This window comes from Aliidongia sp. (assembly GCF_035943795.1).
Classification (GTDB): Bacteria; Pseudomonadota; Alphaproteobacteria; order ATCC43930; family CGMCC-115725; genus Aliidongia.
The window spans coordinates 76,346-98,437 of record NZ_DASZBY010000073.1 but is presented as its reverse complement, the minus strand read 5'-3'; the positions used below and the strand labels follow the sequence as shown (position 1 = coordinate 98,437).

21 protein-coding genes are annotated in these 22,092 nt (G+C 65.8%); 4 read left to right on the top strand and 17 right to left on the bottom strand.

Annotated features, from left to right (window positions below; all coding sequences use genetic code 11):
• Window positions 1-4 precede the first annotated feature (4 nt).
• A complete protein-coding gene (locus tag VGV37_RS12935; protein ID WP_326880095.1) occupies window positions 5-1,087 on the top strand; it encodes a citrate synthase/methylcitrate synthase in 1,083 nt (360 codons plus the stop codon).
• Here VGV37_RS12935 and VGV37_RS12930 read toward each other — a convergent pair.
• On the bottom strand, window positions 1,054-1,503 hold the full coding sequence (locus VGV37_RS12930; protein WP_326880094.1) for an NUDIX hydrolase: 450 nt from the start codon (window positions 1,501-1,503) through the stop codon (window positions 1,054-1,056). The genes VGV37_RS12935 and VGV37_RS12930 overlap by 34 nt on opposite strands.
• A 42-nt stretch (window positions 1,504-1,545) precedes the next feature.
• A complete protein-coding gene (locus VGV37_RS12925; RefSeq protein ID WP_326880093.1) occupies window positions 1,546-2,979 on the bottom strand; it encodes a phospholipase D-like domain-containing protein in 1,434 nt (477 codons plus the stop codon).
• On the opposite strand from VGV37_RS12925, the gene VGV37_RS12920 reads away from it, so the two are divergent.
• Window positions 2,972-3,607 (top strand): glutathione S-transferase family protein, encoded by a 636-nt coding sequence (locus tag VGV37_RS12920; RefSeq protein ID WP_326880092.1) that lies wholly within the window; start codon window positions 2,972-2,974, stop codon window positions 3,605-3,607. The genes VGV37_RS12925 and VGV37_RS12920 overlap by 8 nt on opposite strands.
• Before the next feature lie 16 nt (window positions 3,608-3,623).
• Here the strand turns inward: VGV37_RS12920 and VGV37_RS12915 are convergent, their stop codons facing one another.
• Window positions 3,624-4,100 carry a MaoC family dehydratase gene (locus tag VGV37_RS12915; RefSeq protein ID WP_326880091.1) on the bottom strand — a complete coding sequence of 159 codons (477 nt, stop codon included), beginning with the start codon at window positions 4,098-4,100 and terminating at the stop codon, window positions 3,624-3,626.
• A 179-nt stretch (window positions 4,101-4,279) separates the two neighbouring features.
• On the opposite strand from VGV37_RS12915, the gene VGV37_RS12910 reads away from it, so the two are divergent.
• Window positions 4,280-4,564: a hypothetical protein gene (locus VGV37_RS12910; protein ID WP_326880090.1), complete on the top strand. Its 285-nt coding sequence runs from the start codon at window positions 4,280-4,282 to the stop codon at window positions 4,562-4,564.
• An 8-nt stretch (window positions 4,565-4,572) separates the two neighbouring features.
• On the opposite strand, the gene VGV37_RS12905 is transcribed toward VGV37_RS12910, so the two are convergent.
• The 6 genes from VGV37_RS12905 to VGV37_RS12880 form a co-directional block, all read right to left on the bottom strand.
• Window positions 4,573-5,301: a 2OG-Fe(II) oxygenase gene (locus tag VGV37_RS12905; protein WP_326880089.1), complete on the bottom strand. Its 729-nt coding sequence runs from the start codon at window positions 5,299-5,301 to the stop codon at window positions 4,573-4,575.
• Window positions 5,302-5,469: 168 nt separating this feature from the next.
• Window positions 5,470-5,637 (bottom strand): hypothetical protein, encoded by a 168-nt coding sequence (locus VGV37_RS12900; RefSeq protein WP_326880088.1) that lies wholly within the window; start codon window positions 5,635-5,637, stop codon window positions 5,470-5,472.
• 540 nt (window positions 5,638-6,177) lie between these two features.
• On the bottom strand, window positions 6,178-7,020 hold the full coding sequence (locus VGV37_RS12895; protein WP_326880087.1) for an ABC transporter permease: 843 nt from the start codon (window positions 7,018-7,020) through the stop codon (window positions 6,178-6,180).
• Between the two features lie 10 nt (window positions 7,021-7,030).
• On the bottom strand, window positions 7,031-7,894 hold the full coding sequence (locus VGV37_RS12890) for an ABC transporter permease (protein ID WP_326880086.1): 864 nt from the start codon (window positions 7,892-7,894) through the stop codon (window positions 7,031-7,033).
• Window positions 7,894-8,979, bottom strand: coding sequence for an ABC transporter ATP-binding protein (locus tag VGV37_RS12885; protein WP_326880085.1), 1,086 nt, complete (start codon window positions 8,977-8,979; stop codon window positions 7,894-7,896). The genes VGV37_RS12890 and VGV37_RS12885 overlap by 1 nt, the downstream gene beginning before the upstream one ends.
• Before the next feature lie 58 nt (window positions 8,980-9,037).
• Entirely contained in the window at window positions 9,038-10,114 is a 1,077-nt protein-coding gene (locus tag VGV37_RS12880) for an extracellular solute-binding protein (RefSeq protein ID WP_326880084.1), read from the bottom strand.
• Between the two features lie 244 nt (window positions 10,115-10,358).
• Between VGV37_RS12880 and VGV37_RS12875 the strand changes: the two genes are divergently transcribed.
• Complete coding sequence (locus tag VGV37_RS12875; RefSeq protein WP_326880083.1) at window positions 10,359-12,533, top strand: HAMP domain-containing methyl-accepting chemotaxis protein; 2,175 nt, start codon at window positions 10,359-10,361, stop codon at window positions 12,531-12,533.
• Here VGV37_RS12875 and glpD read toward each other — a convergent pair.
• The 8 genes from glpD to VGV37_RS12835 all read right to left on the bottom strand — a co-directional run bounded on the left by glpD (window position 12,477) and on the right by VGV37_RS12835 (window position 22,050).
• Entirely contained in the window at window positions 12,477-14,030 is a 1,554-nt protein-coding gene (gene glpD, locus VGV37_RS12870; protein ID WP_326880082.1) for a glycerol-3-phosphate dehydrogenase, read from the bottom strand. The genes VGV37_RS12875 and glpD overlap by 57 nt on opposite strands.
• A gap of 151 nt (window positions 14,031-14,181) precedes the next feature.
• Window positions 14,182-16,971, bottom strand: coding sequence for a hypothetical protein (locus VGV37_RS12865; protein ID WP_326880081.1), 2,790 nt, complete (start codon window positions 16,969-16,971; stop codon window positions 14,182-14,184).
• A 658-nt stretch (window positions 16,972-17,629) separates the two neighbouring features.
• Entirely contained in the window at window positions 17,630-18,805 is a 1,176-nt protein-coding gene (pobA, locus tag VGV37_RS12860) for a 4-hydroxybenzoate 3-monooxygenase (protein WP_326880080.1), read from the bottom strand.
• Window positions 18,806-18,988: 183 nt separating this feature from the next.
• On the bottom strand, window positions 18,989-19,213 hold the full coding sequence (locus tag VGV37_RS12855; RefSeq protein ID WP_326880079.1) for a hypothetical protein: 225 nt from the start codon (window positions 19,211-19,213) through the stop codon (window positions 18,989-18,991).
• A gap of 55 nt (window positions 19,214-19,268) precedes the next feature.
• Window positions 19,269-19,457: a hypothetical protein gene (locus tag VGV37_RS12850; RefSeq protein WP_326880078.1), complete on the bottom strand. Its 189-nt coding sequence runs from the start codon at window positions 19,455-19,457 to the stop codon at window positions 19,269-19,271.
• Between the two features lie 96 nt (window positions 19,458-19,553).
• Window positions 19,554-19,775, bottom strand: coding sequence for a SlyX family protein (locus tag VGV37_RS12845; RefSeq protein ID WP_326880077.1), 222 nt, complete (start codon window positions 19,773-19,775; stop codon window positions 19,554-19,556).
• Window positions 19,768-20,535: a rhodanese-related sulfurtransferase gene (locus VGV37_RS12840; RefSeq protein ID WP_326880076.1), complete on the bottom strand. Its 768-nt coding sequence runs from the start codon at window positions 20,533-20,535 to the stop codon at window positions 19,768-19,770. Before VGV37_RS12840 ends, VGV37_RS12845 begins: the two co-directional genes overlap by 8 nt.
• Before the next feature lie 60 nt (window positions 20,536-20,595).
• Window positions 20,596-22,050, bottom strand: a complete 1,455-nt coding sequence (locus VGV37_RS12835; RefSeq protein ID WP_326880075.1) for an MFS transporter — start codon at window positions 22,048-22,050, stop codon at window positions 20,596-20,598.
• Window positions 22,051-22,092: the final 42 nt, after the last annotated feature.

Sequence of the window (22,092 nt, the reverse complement as noted above, 5' to 3'; positions counted from 1 at the left end):
CGCCATGTCAGCAGCATCGGATGGGTTGGAAGGCATCGTCGCGGCGGAGACCGTGCTGAGCCACGTGGATGGCGAGCAGGGCCGCCTCATCTTTCGGGGATACGACATCGAGCAGTTGGCGGGGGACACCAGCCAGGAGGCGCTTGCCGCCCTTCTGTGGGACGGCTTCGCCGATGGAGACCCGGCTTCGATCGGCAAAGCGCTCGGCGCCGCACGCGCGGTGGCGTTCGAGATCGCGCAACCCCTATTGGTCCCGGCCCGGAGCCTGACCGCGATCGAGGGCCTGCGCCTGTTGCTGGCCGCCCTGCCCGACGCGAGCGACCTGCCGCACCATGTGCTGGCGACTGCGGCGATGCCGGTATTCGTCGCGGCACTCGCCCGGGATGGTCTGGGACAGGCGGTTCTACCGCCCGATCCCGCCCTGTCCCAGGCGGCGGATTTCCTGCGCATGCTGCGCGGCGAGCCGGCCGAGCCGGAGCACGTGACGGCGCTCGAGACCTATCTGGTCACGGTCGCCGATCACGGCTTGAACGCATCGACCTTCACGGCCCGCGTCGTCGCCTCGACCCAGGCCGGGGTCTTTTCCTCGGTCGTGGCCGGGCTGTGCGCGCTCAAGGGCCCGCTTCATGGCGGGGCACCGGGACCGGTGCTAGACATGCTGGACGCGATCGGCAGCGAAGACCGGATCGAGCCCTGGCTCGAGCGGACGATCTCGCAGGGCGACCGACTGATGGGCTTCGGCCACCGGGTCTATCGGGTGCGCGATCCGCGCGCCGACGTCCTGAAAGGTGTGGCGCTCGGTTTGCGCGGGGGCACGAACCGGATCCGCTTCGCCGAGGCGGTCGAGGCCGGCGCGCTCAAGGTGCTGGCGCGGCTGAAGCCCGGCCGGCGGATCGACACCAACGTCGAATTCTATACGGCCCTGGTGCTGGAGGCGCTGGCCCTGCCGCGCGACCTGTTCACGCCGGTCTTCGCGATCGGCCGCGTCGTCGGCTGGACCGCCCATATCCTGGAACAGACCCAGGGCGGCCGGATCATCCGTCCCCAATCGGCCTATGTCGGGCCGATGCCCAAGGCGGCCGCCTGAGCCAGCAGGTCGATCATCAGCGGGCCGACAGCGGCGATGGCAGGAATGGCCGGCAGGTCGGCGAGACCGAACCAGCCGACCTCCGCCGCATCGTCGCCGGCGACGGGCTCGCCGGCGACATCTGCCATCAGCACGGCGATCAGGGTGTAGTGGTAGCGGACGCGGCCGGCGTCATCGCGGTCGATCGCATCGAGCGTGGTGATTGCGTGGCCGCCGGCGGCGGCGAGGCCGGTTTCCTCGGCCAATTCCCGCCGCGCGCCCTCGATCACCGTCTCGCCCAGTTCCTGGACACCGCCCGGGAAGCCCCAACGCCCGCGGTTGGGCTCCTTCGCCCGGCGCACCAGCAGAAATCGTTCGCCGCGACGAACGATCGCGAGAAGGCCGACCATCGGCGAAGCGGGGTAATCGCGGCTCATGGTCCAACTATGGAAGGTCGGAATCGCGACGTCAAAGGACGATCACAGAAGCACGTCCAGCCATTGCGCCGTCCATTCGTGCAACCGCTCGCCGAACGGCCGTTCGGCCCAGCGCGCGGGCTCGATCGCCTTCGAGCGCGTGCGGTCCTCGTCGAACATCTGCTCCATCTGTCCGCCGAATGCCCCACCCAGCACGACGGCGTTGATCTCGGCATTGTCGACCACGCTGCGCCAGTCCAGGTTGGACGATCCGACCGTCGACCAGACACCGTCGATGACCGCGGTCTTGGCATGCAGCACGGCATCCTGCCGCTCGAAGATGCGGACACCGGCGGCCATCAGGTCTTCGTAGCGAGCGCGCCCCGCGGCAAGGGCCATGGAGCTGTCGCTTTGGCTGGGCACGACCAGTTCGACGTCGACGCCGCGCCGGGCCGCGATTTCGAGCGCGTCTTCGAGGTCGGGTGTCGGCACGAAGAAGCCCGTGGTCAGGTGGATCGACGAGCGGGCGAGCGTGATCGCGACGAGCAGGGTCCGGTAGATGAGCGGCCGGTGATCGATCGGCGCGCCGTCGACCGCCTGGACCTGCAGTTCACCGGCCCGCGTCCCGGAAGACGCCATGTCGGGAAGTGCGGGACCCTTCTGCTCACGCCACGCCGTCACGAACAGCCGCTCGAATTCGGCCACGACCGGACCTCGCATCCGGATGTCCGTATCCCGCCAGGGCAGCTGCTCGGGATCGTCGCTCTGCGGCTGCCGCTGGCGGTTCTCGTACACCTGGCTGATGTTCACACCGCCCGTGATCGCCACCGCGCCATCGACCACCAGCAGCTTGCGATGGTCACGCCGATTGAGGTCGAGGGTAGCCAACGCCACCGGATCGAAGGGGCTGAATTCGACAACATGAACGCCGCCCTGGCGCATGCGGTCGAACAGGCTGGAGGGAGTCTCGAAAGATCCCCATGCGTCATACATCAGGTCGACCGTCACGCCCTGGGCAGCTTTCGCGATCAGGAGATCGGCGAATTTTCCGCCTTCGACGGTATCGAACTCATAGCTCTCCATGTCGATGCGCTGGCGGGCGTCGCCAATCAACTGTTCCATCGCGCTGTAGGTCTCGGGACCGTTGTGCAGCAGCTCGACCGAGTTGCCATCAATGAATTTGGTGGGCGCGATCCGCTCGCCCTCGCGGCGAAAGATGGCGATACGGCCCGGCGCATCGGCGTCCTGCATCGCCCGCTCGGTATCCCGGTCGACCGGCGGCGCGACAGCGCAGGCCGCGAGTCCCAAATTCAGAGCCATCAGAAGCCAAAGCTGCCGCATGTGAATGTCCTGCTTCGCGCGAAGGTTCGGATACGAGGCCAACGGCGGCGCGTTGCGGCTGTTCCACACGTGGGCCGCACTTGCTTGACATATTATGTTGATATCAACACTATCCCGCGAGCCTTTGGAACTTGAGGGGAAGACGCCCATGACCATCGAAGTTTCGGCATTCCGCTGGGTTCCGCCCTTCGCCCAGGGATACGTCCGCGATCTCCGGGTCCGCTGGGCGCTGGAAGAGGCGGCGCTGCCCTACGAGGCGACGCTGATCGATGGCACGGTTCAGAAATCGGCAGCCTATCGGGAATGGCAGCCGTTCGGCCAGGTACCGGCCTACAAGGACGGCGACGTCGAGATGTTCGAATCCGGGGCGATCGTCCTGCATCTCGCCACCAGGTCGGAAGCGCTGGCGCCCCGGGATGCCGCGGGCCACGCGCGCGTGACCACCTGGGTGATCGCGGCACTGAATTCCATCGAGCCGTTTGCACATAACCAGATCCACCTCGAGGCGGACGCCGGCGCGGCCTGGAAGGAGCAGGTCGGGACGTCGTTGGACCGGCGGCTGGCGGCGCTTTCGGCCTGGCTCGACGGCAAGGAATATCTCGAAGGCCGCTTCACCGCCGGCGACCTGATCATGACGACGGTTTTGCGTGAACTCGTCGATTGCGGCACCCTCGCGCGCTATCCGATCCTCGACGCCTATCGGCAGCGTTGCGAGGCCCGCCCGGCATTCGGCCGCGCGATGGAGGCGCAGATGCGGCCCTTCCGGGAGAACGCGCCGGCGTGATTGCCTGACCGCCGCGTCAGTCCGCCGCCCGCCGCGGCAGGACCAGCTTCGCGACCAGCACCTGCAGGACTTCGTCACGCTGGTTTTTCGTCTCGCTGCGCACCACCGCCATGCCGCGGTCGGGACGCGAGCGTGATGGCGTGATCTCCAAGACTTCGCTTTCGACCCGCAGGATATCGCCCGGCCGCGTCGGGCGCGGCCAGGAAATCTCGCCACCCGCGCCGATGATGCCTCCTTCGAACGGTAGGCCGCTCTCGACCTGAAGCCGCATGGTGACGGCGGCGGTATGCCAACCGCTTGCCGCCAGGCCGCCGAACAATGTCGTGCGCGCCGCCGCGTCGTCCAGATGGAACGGCTGCGGATCGAACGCCTGCGCGAAGGCCAGGATCTGCGCCTCGTCGAGCGGGTGGGTGCCGCTCGCGAAGAATTGTCCGACATGCAGGTCGTCCAGAAATAGGCGCGGCGCCGCGCCCTGCTCCTTCAACTTCACCATCAGAACCCCTCTCGCTGATCGAAAGCCGATGGATCCTATTTCACTTTCACGATGCTAGCTTTTGCGTTTCCGACAAGCCTGCCCGCGGCGATACGAGGATGCGGGTCCAGGCGCTCACACGAATGGTTAACTCGTCTGGTGGTAGAGAATGGCGGCGCTGCACTTTTTGGTTTTGATCCATGGCCGAACACGTAAAAGACTGCCGCTGCCTGCGCTGTCGCATCTGGAGCGAGGGCAACCAGCTCATCGAAGCGGGCGAGTTGGATCCATGGGCCTTCCCGACCGCATTGACCGAGATCGTGGCCGAGATCGTCGGCCAACACCCCGACATCGAGGAGCGCGCCCGGCGCGCGGAATGGTTCTGCAATCAGCTGCTGGGCTTGGTCGAGCATGCGGTCCCCAAAGAATTGCCACCCTCGACCGATGCGGACATCCTGCCCTTCAAGGCCATCCGCCGCCGATAGGCGCAGCCTCAGCGTTCCGCATCGTGCAGGATCACACCAATCGCCGTGCGATGGCCGCGACGGACACGGCTGACACCATGGCGTAGCGTGACCCGGCGATCGCCCCGGGCGCCCGGCGCCGGGCGGTGATTGACCGCGAACAGGACCATATGGCCCCGCTCGAGCGGGACGACTTCCGGGATCGACTGCGCGCGCGGCCGCTGCTCGACCAACACGAACTCACCACCCTCGAAATCGACCCGCGGCTCGGACAACAGGATCGTAGCCTGGACCGGGAATATCTCGGCGCCATAGAGGTCCTGGTGCAGGCAATTATAGCCGTCGGCCTCGTACTGCAGGATGAGCGGCGTCGGCTTGGTCTGGCCTGCTTGGTGGCATCGCTCGAGATAGTCGGCATAGGCGACCGGGTAGGCCGCTCCCGCCCCGCCCAGCCGAACACGCCAATCTTCGGCCAGCGGCCGCAGCCCGGCATACAGCGCCTGGCGCAGTGCCAGGATTTCGGGCGGCAATGGATAGGCCCAATAGCGATAGCGACCCTGTCCATAGGCGTGGCGTTCCATGACCACTTCCTTGCGGAACGCGTCCGGCGTCTGCCACAGGTCCCGAAGGCCCTGGCACGAGGCGGCGTCGAACAGCGGCACGGTCGCCCAGCCGTGCCGGTCGAGCGCGCGACGGATTATTGTCCAGTCGAGTTGCCCCAGATCCCGGCCACCGATCATTTCGCTCGCTTCGCCCATGCCGATTGCTCTCCGCCTTGAATTCAGCCTCGGAACAGAGTGGCACCAGTGGACGGTCGGACCCATCCGTTCCTTGCGGGGCAATTCGCCCCCGCCCTGGAGAGCAGGCAATAAAAAACCCCCGAGGCCGTCGCCTCGGGGGTTTGATCGGAAGAACCGACCCGTCGATTACGACTGGGTGGCGGCCTTCTTCTTCGACGACTTCTTGGCAGTCTTGTGGGCGGTGTGCTTCTTCTTCGCGGGCTTGCTGGTCGCGTCCTGGGCGAACGCGACGGCCGGAACGGTGGCGGCGCCGACGAACGACAGCAGGGCGAGAGCGGAAACGAGGGCCTTCATGGAGATCTCCTGACTTTCAACAGACTGTTCTGAGTGCGAGAATGATCGATGTTCCGGTGTTCGGCCGGCCTAACGATCCACCCATTGTTCACGATAGCACTAATAGCATGTCGCCAAGACTTGGCAATCACCTTTCACAAGGGATACGCCGAAATTTGACACACGCTACTGCGATAAATTCTTAAGATTGAGGATAAATGCCCAGATCGACTACGTAGCCGTAAATATCGAGCGTGCCGCACGTACTAGACACCCAGTCGAAGGTAGCGGAGTGCGCGAGCATGTGAACGAAAAGCCGCCTGCTCTTCGCCGTTGTACGCTCCGCGCGAAACCGAAATCAATCGGCGGCGAATCGCATATTTCATCGCGCTGGCGACCGTAGCAAGAATGCCTCAGTGTGACCGAATCCAAGTCTGGCGGCGATCGGACGGGCTTGGTCGATCGACCGGGGAAACCCGAATGACGGTGCCGTTTTTCAACCTTTCGGACGCGTTCGCACGCGGTTCGGATGTCCGACTCGGGAAAAAGCGGCAGCGACCGTCAGCGTCGCCGGTTGGACGCGATCGCGGCGCCACCGGCGAGGATGCCGGTTGCCAGCACCAGGAGCAGGCTGATGGCGTTGATCGCCGGCGTGGCTCCCTCGCGCATCTGGCCGTACATGTAGATCGGCAGGGGCGAATCCGATCCGACCAGCATCAGGGTCGTGTTGAAGTTCTCGAACGACATCAGGAACGCGATCAGGAACGCGCCGATCAGCGCGGGGCGCAGGAACGGCATCAGCACCGTCCGGAGTACCCGGCCGCCGCTGGCGCCCAGATCGAGCGCCGCTTCCTCAAGGCTGCGGTCGAACTTCCGCAGCCGCGCGCCGACGACGAGGGTCGCGATCGACACGATGAACGAGGCCTGGCCCAGGATGACCAGCGGCAGGCCGGGCCGCATGAAATCGAGATCCGTGTCCAGCATGTCCTCGAGACCGTTCGCGATCCGGCTGGCGAAGGCCAGGATCGAGATGCCCAGGATCACGCCGGGAATGACCAGCGGCCACAGCATGGCGACCGACAGGAAGGCCTTGCCCCAGAAGCGCCGCCGCTCCAGCAGGAATGCGTTGGCCGTGCCGACGCCGACCGAAAGCAGGGCCACCGGGATCGCGACCCAGATGCTGGTCAACACCGCACCCAGCATGTCGGGGTCGGTCAACACGCCGGATTTGCCGAACGGATGGCCCACGAACCAGTCGAGGGTGAAGCCCTTCCACGGCGGCGATGGGAACAGGCTGTCGTTGAATGCGAACACGCCGACGACGACCAGCGGCGCGAACAGGAAGCCGTAGAACAGGGCGACATAGAGCCGCCAGAGCACGAGGCGCAGGCCAGTGGGATTCATGATTGCGGGTTCATGGCTGCTGCAGGCTCCGCGTCAGGCTCTGCCCGGTCAGCTTCAGGCCCAGCCAGACCAGCACCGAAGACAGCCCCAGCAGCATGAAGCCGAAGGCCGCACCCTGGGGCCAGTCGAAGCGCGTGATGAACTGGTCGTAGATCGCCTGGGTGAACCACAGGCTGTTCTTGCCGCCCAACAGTACGGCCGTCGCGAAATTCCCGATGGTCAGCATGAAGACGACGATCGAGCCGGCGACGATGCCCGGCATGGCGTGCGGGATGATGATCCGCCGCATCACGGTCCAGCGGCTACCGCCGAGATCGAGCCCGGCCTCGACCAGATGTTCGTCGAGGCTGTCGAGCGCATTGATCAGCGGGATCAGCATGAACAGCAGGCCGCCATACACCAGGCCGACCAGCATCGCGCCGTCGTTATACAGCAGTTCGACCCGGCCCTGGGCGAGACCCAGCCACTGCAGCAGGCCCGAGATCAGCCCGCTTTCGCGCAGCAGGATCATCCAGCCGAGCGTACGCACCAGTTCGCTGACCCAGAACGGCAGCAGGCTCAAGGTGAACAACGCCACCCGTCCCATGCCTTTCGCCTGCTTGGCAATATAGAGCGCGGTCGGAAACGCGACGACGAGGGTCGCCGCCGTCACGATGATTGCGAAGCCGGCCGTACGGGCGAAGGTCTGCCAATAGACCGGCTCCTCGAAGAAGGTCGCGTAGTTGGCGAAGCCGAAACGGAACTCGTCGGACGAGACGCGCTCGCTGACCGACAGCGCGCCCATGTCGACGAGCGGGGCCACGATCAGCAGGCCCAGCCACAGCAGCGCCGGGCAGAACAGCAGGAACGTGGAGAGCCGTCCGGCGCGGCCCATCAGGCATCGACCGCGAAACAGGCGCCGGCCTCGCCGGCCCAGCCGAACCAGACCGTGTCGCCCGCCACCAGCTGCAGCATCGGCCCGCTCTGCGGCAGCGCCACGCGCACCTCGGTGTTCGTGGTATTCTCCGCGATCAGCACGCTCGATGCGGCACCGTCGAACAGCAGGCTGCTGAGGGTGCCCTCGAACTTGTTTTCCAGCGTGCCCAGCTCCGCCTCGGTCCGGGCGAGCTGGATCGCCTCCGGCCGCACGAACAGCTGGGCGTCGGTCCCGGTGCCGTCCCAGGCGGCCACGACCGGCAAGCCCTCGGCCGTGCGCAGCAGGACCCAGCCGGCATCGCGCTGCTCGACCTTGCCGTGCCAGCGAACGCTCTGGCCGACGAAGCCGGCGACGAATGGGGTAGCCGGCCGGTAATAGAGATCGCGCGGGCTGCCGACCTGTTCGAAGCGGCCGCGCGCCATCACGGCCACCTGGTCGGACATGACGAGTGCTTCGGACTGGTCGTGGGTGATGTAGGCGAAGGTCGTGCCGAATTCGCCCTGCAGCTGCTTCAGCTCGATCTTCATATGCTCGCGCAGCTTGAGGTCGAGCGCACCCAGCGGCTCGTCCAGCAGCACCAGTGCCGGCTCCAGCACCAGGCAGCGGGCGATCGCGACGCGCTGCTTCTGGCCGCCGGACAATTGGTCGACGCGCCGGTCGCCGAAACCGGCAAGCCCGACGCGGCCCAGGATACGGTCGACCTTGGGCCCGATGGCACCCTTGTCCTCGCCCCGGCACTTCAGCCCGTAGGCGATGTTTTCGGCGACGTTCATCATCGGGAACAGCGCCAGATTCTGGAACACCATATTGACCGGCCGGCGGTTCGGTGGCAGGCCCAGGATCGACTGGCCGGCGACCGTGATCCGGCCCTGGTCCGGCTCGATGAAGCCGGCGATCATCCGCATCAGGGTGGTCTTCCCGCAGCCCGATGGCCCGAGGATCGAGAAGAAGCTGCCTTCGGGCACGTGAAAGCTGACGCCATCGACCGCGGCGGGACCGCCGAAGCTCTTGACGATGCCTTGGACATCCAGGTCTTTGCTCATGCTCGCCCGACGAAAGCGGGTCCTGGGGCCGACCCCAGGACCCGGCGCCTCTGGATCGTTAGTTCGACGCCTGCAACCGATCGAGCACTTTGCCCTCGATCGCCTCGAGCCCCGCCGGCACGGCCGGATACCACTTGATGTTCTTGAAGTCGGCATCCGGGAAGCTGGCGGCGAACTGCGCCTTCAGCTTCGGATCCATCTTGTCTTCGGCACCCTGCGACGCCGTGAAATTCCCGGCCGAGGCCGCGACCTTGGCGGCGATCTCCGGGCGCAGGTTGAAGTTGATCCACTTGTAGGCGGCGGCATCGTTGCGCCCCTTGGCCGGGATCGCGAACGTGTCGACCCAGCCGAGCGCGCCCGACTTCGGTGCCACGAACTTGATGTCCGGATTCTCTCCGTTCAGCTTCCAGCCACCCGTATCCCAGGCCATCGCGGCGACAACTTCGCCCGCGCGAATGCCGTTCAGCAGCGCATCCTTGCCGTCCCAGTAGAACTTCACGTCCTTCTTGCAGGCGGCGAGCGTCGCGCCGACCTTTTCCATCAGCGCCTGATAGGCCTTGGCGTTGCCGTATTCCGCGAACGGATCGGCGCCCGACGCGAAGGCGAAGGCGATCAGGGCCGGCCGCTTCAGGCGATAGCTGACCTTGCCGGCGACTGCGTCGGTGCAGAGGTCGCCATAGTCCTTGACCTGCGGCGCGAGCTTGGAATTCACCACCAGCCCGTCGGTACCCCAGATTTCCGGCAGGCCGTAGACCTTGCCGGCGACCGTGGTGTTCTTCTTCGTCGCCTCGAGCATCGAGGGCTTGAATTCGGCGACCTGAACCTTGCCGAGATCGAGCGGCTTGTAGATGTGGAAATCCTGCTGCGGCCCCAGGATACGGTCCTGGCTCGGCTGCGCCAGATCGAAGCCGGCACCGCCCGTGGCACGCAGCTTGGAGATCATTTCCTCGTTGTTCGACAGCGTCACCTCGACGGTGATGCCGGTCTCCTTGGTAAACTGCTCGATAACCTCTTTGGGCGCATAGTCGGCCCAGGTGAGGAGCCGCAGGGTATCCGCCGCCTGTGCCGTACCCGCCGCCGTGGCGAGCGTGCCCAGGAGAATACCGGTGGCCATCTTGCCGATAGAAATCTTCATCGTGAAACCTCCCCCAAGAGGAACAGGAAACTTGAACAGGCCGCCAGGGTTAGCGGCTCTTGATTACAAACGTCGGATGGTCGATGGGCGTGCTTGCCTCTAGGAACGGCATGCCGGACCGATACCCCGTCCGGGCGGTTTCGAGCCTGCGCCAACACACTAACCTCGGTCGAGCCAGCCGTGGAAGCCGCAAAGAATCCGTAACCGATCTGGCACCTTGCCCAGATCGAGACGAAATGCGTAAATGACTGCAAATTGGCCTGACCACTTGACAGGCAGGCCTGTAACGAGTCCCGGGGAGGGACGCCTTATGTTTGCTGCTTTCAGTAATTTGCGTCTCTCCGCGAAGCTCGGAACGGCGGTTGGACTGTTGGTCGCCACGGTCGTTGCCGCGATCATCCTGTCACTGAGCCAGTTGGCCGCCCAGAACGCGCGCCTCGAATCGCTGACTGCCGGCCCGGTCCACCAGATGGCGCTGGCGCAGAACGCCGTGCTGAGCCTGGTCAAGACCTCCCGTGCCGCCCGCGATCTGGTGATCGAGCGCACCGACGCCGGCAAGGCGGCCGCCATTGCCGAGGTCGCCGCAGAGAAGACCAACTTCGCGAGTTTGCGCGACGCTCTCCAGGCGCTGCCGGGGGCGGCGCAATCGGCCAAGCTCAAGGACTTCCTCGATCAGGCCGACAAATACGGTGCGATCGTCGACGAGATGAGCGGCCTCGCCAAGCTCAATTCCAAGTCCCGGGCCCTCACGCTGTCGACCACGAAGGGCGCCGAAGCCTTTCAAAAGGTCGAAAGCCAGGTTTCGATCATGGTCGACGCCGAAGCCAAGCTCGCGGACAGCGAACGCAACGTTCTGGTCCAGCGCATGATCGGTACCGGCCTGCGCCTGCTGGCCGAGCTCAACCACTTCTATGGCCTGGAAAAGGATACGATCGCCGAGATCGACGACAAGCGGCTCGATCAGTTGGAAAAGGATCTGGATACGGCGGCCGGCCACATCTCCGACTTGCGCGACAAGTTGCGTTCCTTCACCAGCTCGCAGCTGGCACCGCCCGAGATGATGGACCAGATGAACACGGTCGACGACGGGTTCGACCAATGGCTGGCCGTCGACAAGGAAATTCGCCGCCTGACCCGTGAAAACGGCGATGGCAAGGCGCAGACGATCGCCACGACACGCGGCAAGGCAGCTCTCGACGCGGCCGAGGCTGCGGCGCGATCCTGGCTCGACGAGACCAGCCAGGCGATGCAGGCCGAGGTGGCGAAGGCCAGGGGCGACTATGCGACCAACCGCAGCCTGCTGATGCTGCTGGCGTTCGGCGGTTCGGCGATCGGCCTGCTGCTCGCCTGGCTGATCATCCGCAACGAGATCACCCGGCCGCTGGAAAGCCTGCGCGAGGTCATGGCACGCTTGGCCGGCGGCGATCTCGCCAGCGAGGTGACGGGCCTCGCCCGGCGCGACGAAATCGGCGAAATGGCCCGCACCGTCCAGGTGTTCAAGGATGGGCTGGGCGAGACCGAGACATTGCGCCGCGAGCAGGAGCAGAATCGCCACGACGTCGAGGCGAACCGCCGTGCGGCGCTGATGGCGCTGGCCCATGAGTTCGAGCAGACGGTCGGCGCCGTCGTCTCGTCCGTGTCCCAGTCAGCCGGCCAGATGACCCAGGCCGCCGGCACTCTCACCGACCGGACGACCGTCGCCCGCGACCGGGCGATCAACGTCGAGGCGGATGCGACACGCGCGTCGGAGCGCGTATCGGCCGTAGCGGCCGCGACCGAGGAGATGGCGAGCTCCGTCGCCGAGATCGCGCGCCAAGTGTCGGAGGCGACCCGCGCCACCAGCAGCGCCGTCGAGGAAGCTGAGCACGGCAATACCGAGATGCGCGGCCTGGCCGAGACCGCCCAGAAGATCGGCGAGGTGGTGGCGCTCATCAACCAGATCGCCAGCCAGACCAACCTGCTGGCGCTCAATGCCACGATCGAGGCGGCGCGCGCAGGCGATGCCGGCAAGGGTTTTGCCGTGGTCGCGTCGGAGGTCAAGGCGCTCGCCCAGCAGACCGCGCAGGCGACCGACGAGATCGGTGCCCATGTCGGCGCCATCCAGAGCGCCACCGGCCGGGCCGTGGCGGCCATCCGCGGCGTCGGCAGCACGATCACCAAGATCGACGAGATCACCACGACGATCGCGGCCGCCGTCGAGGAGCAGGAAGCGACGACCCGCGAAATCGCCAGCAACGTCGACGGGGCCGCCCGCGGGACCGAAGCCGTGTCGGCGACCATTACCGAGGTCAGCGGCGCGGTGACCGAAGCCGGTCTCGAAGCCTCGTCGGTCGCGGAGGCCGCGGCCGCTCTCGCCCGTCAGTCAAGCCAGCTTGAGAGCCAGGTTAGCGCGTTCCTGGCCCATATCCGCGCCGGCTGAACCGTCGCCGAGGAACGCGTCGAGCGCGGCGCGCGTGCCGGCCGGCACGTGCAGGCCGAGCTTGGACCGACGCCACAGCACGTCGTCGGCCGTGCGCGCCCATTCCTGGTCGCGCAGATAGATCACTTCGGCCTCGGTCAGGCCACCGCCGAAGTCCCGGCCGAGGTCGGCCAGATCCCGCGCTGCGCCCAGGATCCGATCGACCCGGCTGCCGTAGGCCCGGGCCAGGCGGCGGGCGAGCGTCGCCGGCAGCCATGGCTTGGCGCGCATCAGGCCGGCCAGGAACGCCTCGAAATCGCTGCCGGGCAGATCGCCGCCGGGCAGCGGTGCGGTCGCGGTCCAGGGCCTGGTCGGCCGCGGCAGGAACGGCCCCAGCTTTTCCAGCGCATGCTCTGCCAGTCGGCGCGAGGTGGTGATCTTGCCGCCGAAGATCGACAGCAGCACCGGTCCGCCCTTCTCGCCTTCCACATCCAGCACATAGTCGCGCGTCACCGCCGACGCGTTCGAGGCCGCGTCGTCATAGAGCGGCCGGACTCCGGAATAGCTCCAGACGACATCGGCCGGCGTGACCTTCTTCCTGAAATAGCGGCTGACCGTCTCGGTCAGATACGCGGTCTCGCCGTCATCGATCGCGACCTGGGCCGGATCGGCCTCGTAGGGGATGTCGGTCGTACCGACCAGCGTGAACTCGCCCTCGTACGGGATGGCGAACACGATGCGTTTGTCGGGATTCTGCAGGATGTAGGCGTGCTCGCCGTCGAACAGGCGCGGCACGACGATATGGCTGCCCTTGACCAGGCGTGGCGACTTGCCGTTCGGATCGCCCAGGCGCCGGCGTAGCACGTCGCCGACCCAGGGGCCGGCCGCATTGACCAGGATCGAGGCCGCTACCTGGCGCCGGCTGCCGTCGATGCGATCCTCGATGGTGGCGAGCCAATGGTCGCCCTGCTTTTCGGCGGACAGGAACCGGGTGCGGGTCAGGATCTCGGCGCCATGCTCGGCCGCATCGCGCGCATTGAGCGCAACCAGCCGGGCGTCCTCGACCCAACAGTCGGAATAGACGTAGCCGCGCGTGATCGAGGGATCGAGGCCGGCACCGCGTGGATCGCGCGTGAGGTCGACGGCATGGGACCGCGGCAGGCGTTGGCGCCCGCCCAGATGATCGTAAAGGAACAGGCCGAGCCGGATCATCCAGGCCGGCCGCAAGCCCGGCGGATGGGGCAGCACGAACCGGAGCGGCCAGATGATGTGCGGTGCCAGCCCCAGCAACCGCTCGCGCTCGATCAACGCTTCGCGCACCAAACGGAACTCGCCATATTCGAGGTAGCGCAGGCCGCCGTGGATCAGCTTGGTGCTGGCGGACGACGTGGCGCTCGCCAGATCCGACTGTTCGACCAGGAGGACCCCGAGCCCGCGACCGGCGGCGTCACGGGCGATGCCGGCGCCGTTGATGCCGCCGCCGACGATCAGCAGATCGACCCGCTCATTCCCGCCCATCGCAACCCCCTTGTTTACTCTCAACAAGTAGGTCGCGAAACGCATGTTCGCAATCGAAATTTATATGTGCGTTTCCGAGCACAGACAGATGAACGAGGTCGCCGGGAAAGGAAGCCGGGCGGCCGGCTGGAGCCGACCGCCCGAAAGTCGCCTAGTTGAAAGCGCCCTGCAGCTGGGCGGTGGTCAATCCCCTGACCACGACCGAGTGGCTGGCCCCGACCTTCAGGATGACGGCGCTGCGCCCGCCCGAGGTCGTGGGTGCGGCGGACGCCAGGATGGCTACCGCCGTACCGGTCAAGCCGGTGACATGGATATGGTCGACGCCCGGCTTGAAGTTGTCGATCGTATCGACCGCGTTGTCCGTGGCGGCGAGGTTGATCTGGACGGCGCCGGTGCCGGTCTTGATGTATGCAGTGCCCGGCGCGCCGGTGACAATGTTCCGGCCGGCGCCCGGATAGATGTAGTTGGTGCCGTTCGCCGCGACGAGCGTCGTCGGGCCTGTTCCGGCATAGAGGATCGAGACGCCCGGTGCCGCCTTCAAGGTCGTCGTGGTGGCCGCCCCGATCAGCAGGGAGTGGCTGGTGGGCGCGGTCACCGTTCCGCCGCTGGCGGCAGCGGGGAAAATCTCGTTGTTCTGCAAGACATGTCCATCCGGCAGCCGGGGATTGATGTTGAAGGCATTGCCGGTCTGGAAGGCCGCATAGATGGCCGGCGTCTGGCTGACGATATAGCTGTAGGCCTGCAGGGCGTCGGTCGATCCCGTGCTGGAGAACAGGGCGGCATTGCCGGCGCGGCCGATCGCGGCATAGCCGTCCCGGCCGCTCGGATAACCGTCGAGCTCGGTCGGCGCCGGCTGGCCCGCGAAATTCGCATTGTAGAACCAGGCCCAGGTATTGATCGTCTTGTTGGTGACCGGGTCGATCGTGAACGGCCAGTAGGTCGAACCGTGCAGCGGGTTATAGCCGTTGGCGCCGTTGATGAAGCGACCGGCGATGAAGTTCGTCATCCAGTTCGACAGGTCCGACGCACCGTTGAAGCTCCGCGCCGTCGATTGCGACAGGATCATCGCGACGAAATCCTGCTCCCAGGGGGCCGTGCTGGTCGGGTGATCGCCCATGATGAAGCCTTCGATCGCGCCGTAGGCCTTCATGCTGCGCTGGGTCACATAGAGCGCGTCGAGCCCCGCCAGGTTGTTCGCGGTCTTGACGACGAAATAGCTCTTCGCGAGGTCGGCATCGGGCGTGATCCAGGCGGCGTTGGTGAAGTCGCGCATGTTCCAGGCGGTGCCGCGGATCTGGTTCGAGGTGTAGAGCAGCCCGCTTGCCGTGCGGTACGACGGGTTCTTGGCCAACAAGCTGGCGTTCGCCTCGACCTGGAGCTGGTCCAGATAGAAATGGCTGCCGGTGACGAGGTAGGGCACGTAGGTCAGATCCGCTTCGTGAGCGAAGTCGAGCGTCCAGCCGGTCGAGCTGGTGTCGAAACCGCCCGTGGCGCAATCCTTGCCGACGCAGCGCTGGTCCATCCAGAGGCCAGGGCGGCTGTCGGCGGTGACGAGCAGTCCACTGGTTTCGCGCATATGCCAGGGAATGCTGGCCGCCGCATCGGCGTTCGCCAGCATGACCGCCTGCGTCGCCTCGTTCTGGGCAACCAGATAGTTGGCCGACCAGTTGGTCGTGGGGCCGACGTCGTCGCGTCCGCCGGTCTGGCCCATATAAAGGACGATGAGCGCGTTGCCGACCGGTGCGGTATTGGTGGCGGTGAGCGCGCTCTGCTGCGATTGGACGGCGCTGGCGGAGACGCCCGAGCTCAGGTCGAAATTCTGAACGGCACCGGCGCGCTCGAGATAGCTGACGTCGAACACCACATGGGGGCCAGCGGTCTCGCTCAGCACCGACTTGTGCCATTCCTGGAAGCGACCCTGGGTGACGCCGTTCGCCTGCCACACCGTCGCGCCATGGTCGACGAGCTGCGCGTTGTAGCTATAGGTCACCGGCGCCAGGTAGGCGTAGTCGTTTGCCACCGTGACGTCGGTCATGACGCCGCCGTCCGCCAGGGTGCGGATATCGAACGTGGCGCGCAGATGGGTATCGATCGGAGTCGAGACACGGTATTCGGCCGCGTAGGGACCCGAGAGCCAGGTCTGCGCCGTTCCGTTCGCGAGCGCTGCCGACAGGACAGTGGCCGCGTTGATCGTCGTGTTGATCGACTTGCCGCTCAACACCAGCTGCACGTTGTAGCCGTGCGCCAGAAGGCTCTGCGCCGTCAGGACAGCCCCGGCAGGGCCGGTCGGGTTGTGCGACAGCATCAGCTGGACCGCGGACGAGGCGGCGATGGCAGGCGCCATGATGGTGAGGACAGCATGGCGGACCGACCCGTCGGCATGGCGCGCCTTCACGTCCATCTGGACCGGCAGGACGCCGCCCGTCGACAGCTTGGCGACGAGCGCGGAACCGGCCGGCACATCTCCTTTGACGAAAGCCTGGCCGAACGTCACGGCACGCGACGGCATCGCCTTGGTCGTGTTGTTCTCGAGCCGCACGCCTACCACGTCGGCGGTGCTCGCCGACGTCGGAACGGCAGAAGCACGCCAGATCACGCCCGTGGCGCTCAGGTGCACCGGCGTCGTGGCGACCGGCTGGGCGCCGGTGAGGTCGAGCTGTGTGCCGTCGCTGAAAGACACCCTCGGCACGTTGACCAGTGTAGTGACTTGCCCGCTGGCATGGGTCTCGAGAATCGTGCCGTTGTCGCTGACGACCTTCACGGCCGGCACCCAATAATAGGGGAACCACAGGCTGATGCCCGTCTTGCCATCGCCGCGAACCGTTACCGGCTTTCCGGCCGTATCCGGCACGGCGATGACCCCGTTGACGGCGTTGGTCGCCGTAAGAACCGTCTGGGCCTTCGCCGCCGGCGTAAAACCGATGGCAATCGCAGTACCCATTAGCGCCAAACACCGCACCGAAGCGCCCATCACTCTGACCTCTAAAGCTTTTTACAGACCACGTCGCCACAAATACGACGTCTCCGTCACTTTTTAGGTTTTAGTGGGTTTCGGATAAGTTAACTTTTACCATTTTGCAGAGCTACGAGCAATACTACATTTATTACATTTTACAGAAATATTCCCATAGATGATTTTACTGTAATTTTACGGAATTTATCTTCAATTAGATGGAGCATTTCATTGAAGATGGCGATCGAATTTAGTGTGTCAATTTCAGGTCTTTTCCTATGGCGAGCCTTCTCACTGAAGTCCCGCCGACCAAAAAGTCCGGCAAGAATGTCGAATCAGCCGTGAAAGTTCGGACTATGAGCCACAGTACTTGGATGAATGTCGGCGCAGGCGGACAGGCTGGATCCCATCGCGAACAGCAACAGGATGATGGGAAGTATCCGACGCAGACGGGACAGGGTAGCGGACATGGCGGCAATCCTTTGGAACGCATGCGGCCTCCGGCCGCGGGCAAGACCGGCGCTTCCATTCGCCCTCGTCTTGCCTGCACGAAGACGTGGTGCAGCGCGGTGTCCACGCCACGCATGGCTTTCGATGAGAGCCATCCGTCGGCGGCCCTTGAAACGGTAGCCCGCCACCCCGGGGGTCAGCGGCGCATCAGTCCGACGTAGTTTTCCGCCAGGCTTTCGGAGGCTGCTCGCGAACTTGTGACATACTCGAGTTCGGCCAATTGGACGCGCTGGTCGAAATCGCCCTTGTCGTCGAAGCGATGCAGCATCGAGGTCATCCACCAGGAAAACCGCTGCATGCGCCAGATCCGCCGGAGGCAGGTCGCGGAATAGCCGTCGAGTCCCGCCTCGTCGCCGCGCCGGTAGAAGCCGTCAAGTGCCGCGGCCAACACCCTGATATCGGCGACGGCGAGGTTCATGCCCTTGGCGCCGGTCGGCGGCACGATATGGGCCGCGTCGCCGGCCAGGAACATCCGGCCGTGGCGCATCGGCTCGGTCACGAAGCTGCGCATGGGCGTCACGCTCTTCTGCAGGATCGGCCCCTCGTTGAGCCGCCAGCCGTCGGCCCCGTCGCCCAACCGTGCGTGCAGCGCGCTCCAGATCCGGTCATCCGACCAGTCCGCCGGATCCTCGTCCGGCCGGCACTGCAGATAGAGCCGCGTGATCTCGGGCGAGCGCATGGAATAGAGCGCGAAGCCGTCGGGGTGATTGGCGTAGATCAGTTCGTCCTGGGACGGCGCCGCCTGAGCCAGGATGCCGAGCCAGGCGAACGGATAGACGCGGTCGTAGGTCGTGAGTTGGCCGGCCGGGATCGACGGCCGGCAGATGCCGTGGAAACCATCGCAACCGGCAATGAAATCGCAATCGAGTTCCTGGCTCCGACCCGCATGGCGAAACCGGATCCTCGGACGCGCGGTCTCCACGTCCTGTACCGAGACCTCCTCGGCCTCGAAACGGATGTCGCCGCCATCGGCCAGCCGTTGGGCGATCAGGTCCTTCACGACCTCGTGCTGGCCATAAACGGTGACGCCGTGCCCGGTCAGATCGGCGAAATCGATGCGATGGTTGCGGCCGGAAAAGCGCAGCTCGATGCCGTGGTGGACCAGCCCTTCGCGTTGCATGCGGGCGCCGACGCCGGCTTCGTTCAACAGATCGACCGTGCCCTGCTCCAGCACGCCGGCGCGAATGCGCTCCTCGACATAGCGGCGGCTGCGGGCTTCGAGGACGACCGACGAGATGCCGCAGCGATGCAGCAGATGGGACAGCAGCAGCCCCGCGGGCCCTGCCCCGACGATCCCGACCTGCGTACGCATCACCCTGACCTCTCGCCCACGTTCCGACCACGTGATTAGAACAGACTATGTTTGCTAAGCAAACAATTTGTTCAGCGAACTGAGGAACGGCACGGCCCGCTGCCGTGCTTGCGGAAGCGGGCCGTTTTCAGATCGGGCCGTCGATAAATCGGCGGTGCGCTACCGCTCGGGCAGCGCGCCGGCTTATTGACCGGGCGAGCGGACGAGGCTCTTGATCGGGCCACGCGGGCGGCCGGACATCAGGCCGATCTTTTCATCCTCGGCTTCCAGAATCGTCCGCGCCGGCAGGTCGCCGTCGAGGCCGAGCAATTCGCCGCTCCGCACCTTGCGGTTCGAACTGAGGGCACCGTCCTCATAGACGATGTCGAAGAACACGAACACGTTGTCCGTCGCTTTCTTGCGGGCCATGATCAGCGTACTCGGTAAGGAACGGAAACAGGCGGAGCCGGACAGGAAGGACGGCTCATGCCGACGGTTCGGCCTGTTCACCAGGTTCCGCCTCGTCGCCGTCCTGATCGTCGTCGGCCAGGCCGTCGACCGGCTCGCCGCGTGCCGCCGCCTCCTGGCGACGCTTCAGCTTCTCTTCCTTCTTCGCTTTCTTCAGTCGGTCGCGCTCGGCGCGCTGCTGATTGTAATTCGGCTTGAAAGCCATGAAATCTCCTATGGCAACTGCGTTCCGTATTCTCGTGTCACGGTACCACGCGGGATCGTCCGACCGGTTGAGGTTTCTGGCGATCGATGCCCGGGGTCAGTAATGCGGGGGCGGCGGTTCGCGCTGCGGCCCGGCGTCGGCGCCATCCTTGACGGCCTCCAGCCGATCGCCGAGACGGGCCAGCCGGCGGGTCAGCAGATCGATCTGTTTCCACTGGTCGATGAGGGTCCGGTTCAAATCCTCGATGATCTCGTCCTGGTGGGTCAGGCGGATTTCCAGCGCATCGACGCGCCGGGCCAGCGCTTCGGCATCACTCATGGCTGGCTTCCTCCCGTAAAGGCCCGGCAACCGACCGTTCGACCAGACCGTGGCCAAGCGTCACCCGTTCGTCGAACACGAAGCATTCGCCCGACCAGCGGCTCTCGTCCGCCGGCACCTCTTCCAGATATTTGAGGATGCCGCCCTTCAAATGAAAGACCGTCTCGAACCCTTGCTCCAACATGTAGGCACTGGCCTTCTCGCAGCGGATGCCGCCGGTGCAGAACATCGCGACCTTGCGATGGGTGCGCGGGTCGAGCGTGCGGGCGACGAAGTCGCGGAACTCGCTGAAGCGTTCGGTATCGGGGTCGAGCGCGCCGGGGAAACTGCCCAGGGCGACCTCGAAGCGGTTGCGTGTGTCGATCAGCACCAATTCGGGATCGGCCAACAGGTCGTTCCAGTCGGTCGGTGCGACATAGGTCCCGACCCGGCGGGTCGGATCGGTCGCAGGATCGCCCAGCGTCACGATCTCCCGCCGCAGCCGGACCTTGAGGCGCTGGAACGGCATCTCCCGAGCGGTCGAGCGCTTCAGGTCCAGATTGTCGAGCCGGCCGCCAAACAGCATACCGCCGATCAGTTCCTCGACCAGCGCCTCGATCGCCGGGGCCGCGCCGGCAAGGGTACCGTTAATACCCTCCGCAGCCAACAGCAGGGTTCCCCGCAGGCCAAGCTCCTCGCAGAACCGACGCACCGGTTCCTGGAGCTCCCGGAAGTCCGGCAGGGCGACGAATTGGTAGAAAGCGGCGACGTGATAGCACATGCGCCGTATCTAGCAGCCCCGACGCCGGCGGGAAACCCGGGCGTGGCGCATGGCGGCCGGTCAATCGACTCCGGCCAGGGGCTTGGCAATGTCCTCAAGCGACCGCCCCTCGGAATTGAGTCCCAGCCAAAGCTCGACCCCGGCCGCGATCAGCATCAGCGAGGCCGCGAAGACATAGCCGCCGCCGACCTGGATGCGGGCGCCGGTGCCGATCAGATGGCCGAACAGTGCCGGGCCGGCGACGCCGCCGACCGCGGTGCCGACCGCGTAGGCGAGCGCGATGACGAGGGCCCGGATCTCGAGCGGGAAGCTTTCGGCCACCGTCAGATAGGCCGAACTCGCCGCCGCCGACGCAAAGAAGAAGATGACGCTCCAGCCGATCGTCTGGCTTTCCGCATCGAGCCGGTCGGTCACGAACAGCCAGGCCAGCAGGATCAGCAGCAGCCCCGACATGGCGAAGGTGCCGGCGATCATCGCCTTGCGCCCGACCGTGTCGAACAGGCGGCCGAGCAGCACGGGACCGAGGAAGTTGCCGATGGCGAACGGCAGCACGTATAGCCCGATGCGGTCGGCCGGCACGGCATAGAAGCGACCGAGCACCAGCGGATAGGTAAAGAAGATCGCGTTGTAGAAGAACGCCTGGGCGATCATCAGCACCAGGCCGAGGGCGACCCGGCGCGGATGATCGCGCATCAGGCTGCGCGCCAGCTCGACGAAGCCGATCGCGTCCGGACGGGCGCGGATCCTGATGCGGGGCATGTCCGCCGGTGGATCGCCCTGCCCGCAGCGCGCCTCGATGTCGCGCAGGATCTCGTTCGCTTCGTCGAGCCGCCCCTTGGTCATCAGCCAGCGCGGACTTTCCGGTACCCAGTGGCGCAGCAGCAGCACGACCAAGCCCAGGATGGCGCCGATGCCGAACGCCAGCCGCCAGCCGATGTCCGGCGGCAGGAAGCCCGGCTGCAGCAGCCAGACCGCCCCGCCCGCGCCTGCGGCCGCCCCCAGCCAGAAGCTGCCGTTGACCAGCAGGTCGGTTCGGCCGCGCAGGCGGGCCGGGATCAGTTCCTGGATCGCCGAATTGATCGCCGCATATTCGCCGCCGATACCGGCGCCGGTCAGCGCGCGGAACAGCGCGAAACTCCAGAAATCGACCGCGCAGGCGCTCAAGACCGTCGACACGAGGTAGAGCAGCAGGGTGATGTTGAACAGGCGTTTGCGGCCCAGGCGATCGGTCAGCCAGCCGAAATAGAGCGCGCCACCGACCGCGCCGATCAGGTAGGCGCTGGCGGCGAGACCGATGCGGTCGTCGCTCAGGTGCAGCCGGGGACTTGCCTGCAGCGCGCCGGAGACGGCGCCGGCCAGCGTGACCTCCAGGCCGTCGAGCACCCAGGTGATGCCGAGCGCCGCAATCACCAGCGTATGGAAGCGTCCCCAATGCAGGCGGTCGAGCCGCGACGGGATATCGGTTTCGAGGATCGGGCCCTCAGACGACGGAAGCGACGGGGCCGCTGTAATCATTCACGATCTCTCCTGGTGTGAAGTGAACCCGGGCGGGAGGTT

Excerpts from the sequence above, each read along its gene's own strand:
- VGV37_RS12935 (WP_326880095.1), top strand. The coding sequence starts at position 5 with ATGTCAGCAGCATCGGATGGGTTGGAAGGCATCGTCGCGGCGGAGACC.
- VGV37_RS12930 (WP_326880094.1), bottom strand. The coding sequence starts at position 1,503 with ATGAGCCGCGATTACCCCGCTTCGCCGATGGTCGGCCTTCTCGCGATC.
- VGV37_RS12920 (WP_326880092.1), top strand. The coding sequence starts at position 2,972 with ATGACCATCGAAGTTTCGGCATTCCGCTGGGTTCCGCCCTTCGCCCAG.
- VGV37_RS12925 (WP_326880093.1), bottom strand. The coding sequence starts at position 2,979 with ATGGTCATGGGCGTCTTCCCCTCAAGTTCCAAAGGCTCGCGGGATAGT.
- VGV37_RS12915 (WP_326880091.1), bottom strand. The coding sequence starts at position 4,100 with ATGGTGAAGTTGAAGGAGCAGGGCGCGGCGCCGCGCCTATTTCTGGAC.
- VGV37_RS12910 (WP_326880090.1), top strand. The coding sequence starts at position 4,280 with ATGGCCGAACACGTAAAAGACTGCCGCTGCCTGCGCTGTCGCATCTGG.
- VGV37_RS12905 (WP_326880089.1), bottom strand. The coding sequence starts at position 5,301 with ATGGGCGAAGCGAGCGAAATGATCGGTGGCCGGGATCTGGGGCAACTC.
- VGV37_RS12900 (WP_326880088.1), bottom strand. The coding sequence starts at position 5,637 with ATGAAGGCCCTCGTTTCCGCTCTCGCCCTGCTGTCGTTCGTCGGCGCC.
- VGV37_RS12895 (WP_326880087.1), bottom strand. The coding sequence starts at position 7,020 with ATGAATCCCACTGGCCTGCGCCTCGTGCTCTGGCGGCTCTATGTCGCC.
- VGV37_RS12890 (WP_326880086.1), bottom strand. The coding sequence starts at position 7,894 with ATGGGCCGCGCCGGACGGCTCTCCACGTTCCTGCTGTTCTGCCCGGCG.
- VGV37_RS12885 (WP_326880085.1), bottom strand. The coding sequence starts at position 8,979 with ATGAGCAAAGACCTGGATGTCCAAGGCATCGTCAAGAGCTTCGGCGGT.
- VGV37_RS12880 (WP_326880084.1), bottom strand. The coding sequence starts at position 10,114 with ATGAAGATTTCTATCGGCAAGATGGCCACCGGTATTCTCCTGGGCACG.
- VGV37_RS12875 (WP_326880083.1), top strand. The coding sequence starts at position 10,359 with ATGACTGCAAATTGGCCTGACCACTTGACAGGCAGGCCTGTAACGAGT.
- glpD (WP_326880082.1), bottom strand. The coding sequence starts at position 14,030 with ATGGGCGGGAATGAGCGGGTCGATCTGCTGATCGTCGGCGGCGGCATC.
- VGV37_RS12865 (WP_326880081.1), bottom strand. The coding sequence starts at position 16,971 with ATGGGTACTGCGATTGCCATCGGTTTTACGCCGGCGGCGAAGGCCCAG.
- pobA (WP_326880080.1), bottom strand. The coding sequence starts at position 18,805 with ATGCGTACGCAGGTCGGGATCGTCGGGGCAGGGCCCGCGGGGCTGCTG.
- VGV37_RS12855 (WP_326880079.1), bottom strand. The coding sequence starts at position 19,213 with ATGGCCCGCAAGAAAGCGACGGACAACGTGTTCGTGTTCTTCGACATC.
- VGV37_RS12850 (WP_326880078.1), bottom strand. The coding sequence starts at position 19,457 with ATGGCTTTCAAGCCGAATTACAATCAGCAGCGCGCCGAGCGCGACCGA.
- VGV37_RS12845 (WP_326880077.1), bottom strand. The coding sequence starts at position 19,775 with ATGAGTGATGCCGAAGCGCTGGCCCGGCGCGTCGATGCGCTGGAAATC.
- VGV37_RS12840 (WP_326880076.1), bottom strand. The coding sequence starts at position 20,535 with ATGTGCTATCACGTCGCCGCTTTCTACCAATTCGTCGCCCTGCCGGAC.
- VGV37_RS12835 (WP_326880075.1), bottom strand. The coding sequence starts at position 22,050 with ATGATTACAGCGGCCCCGTCGCTTCCGTCGTCTGAGGGCCCGATCCTC.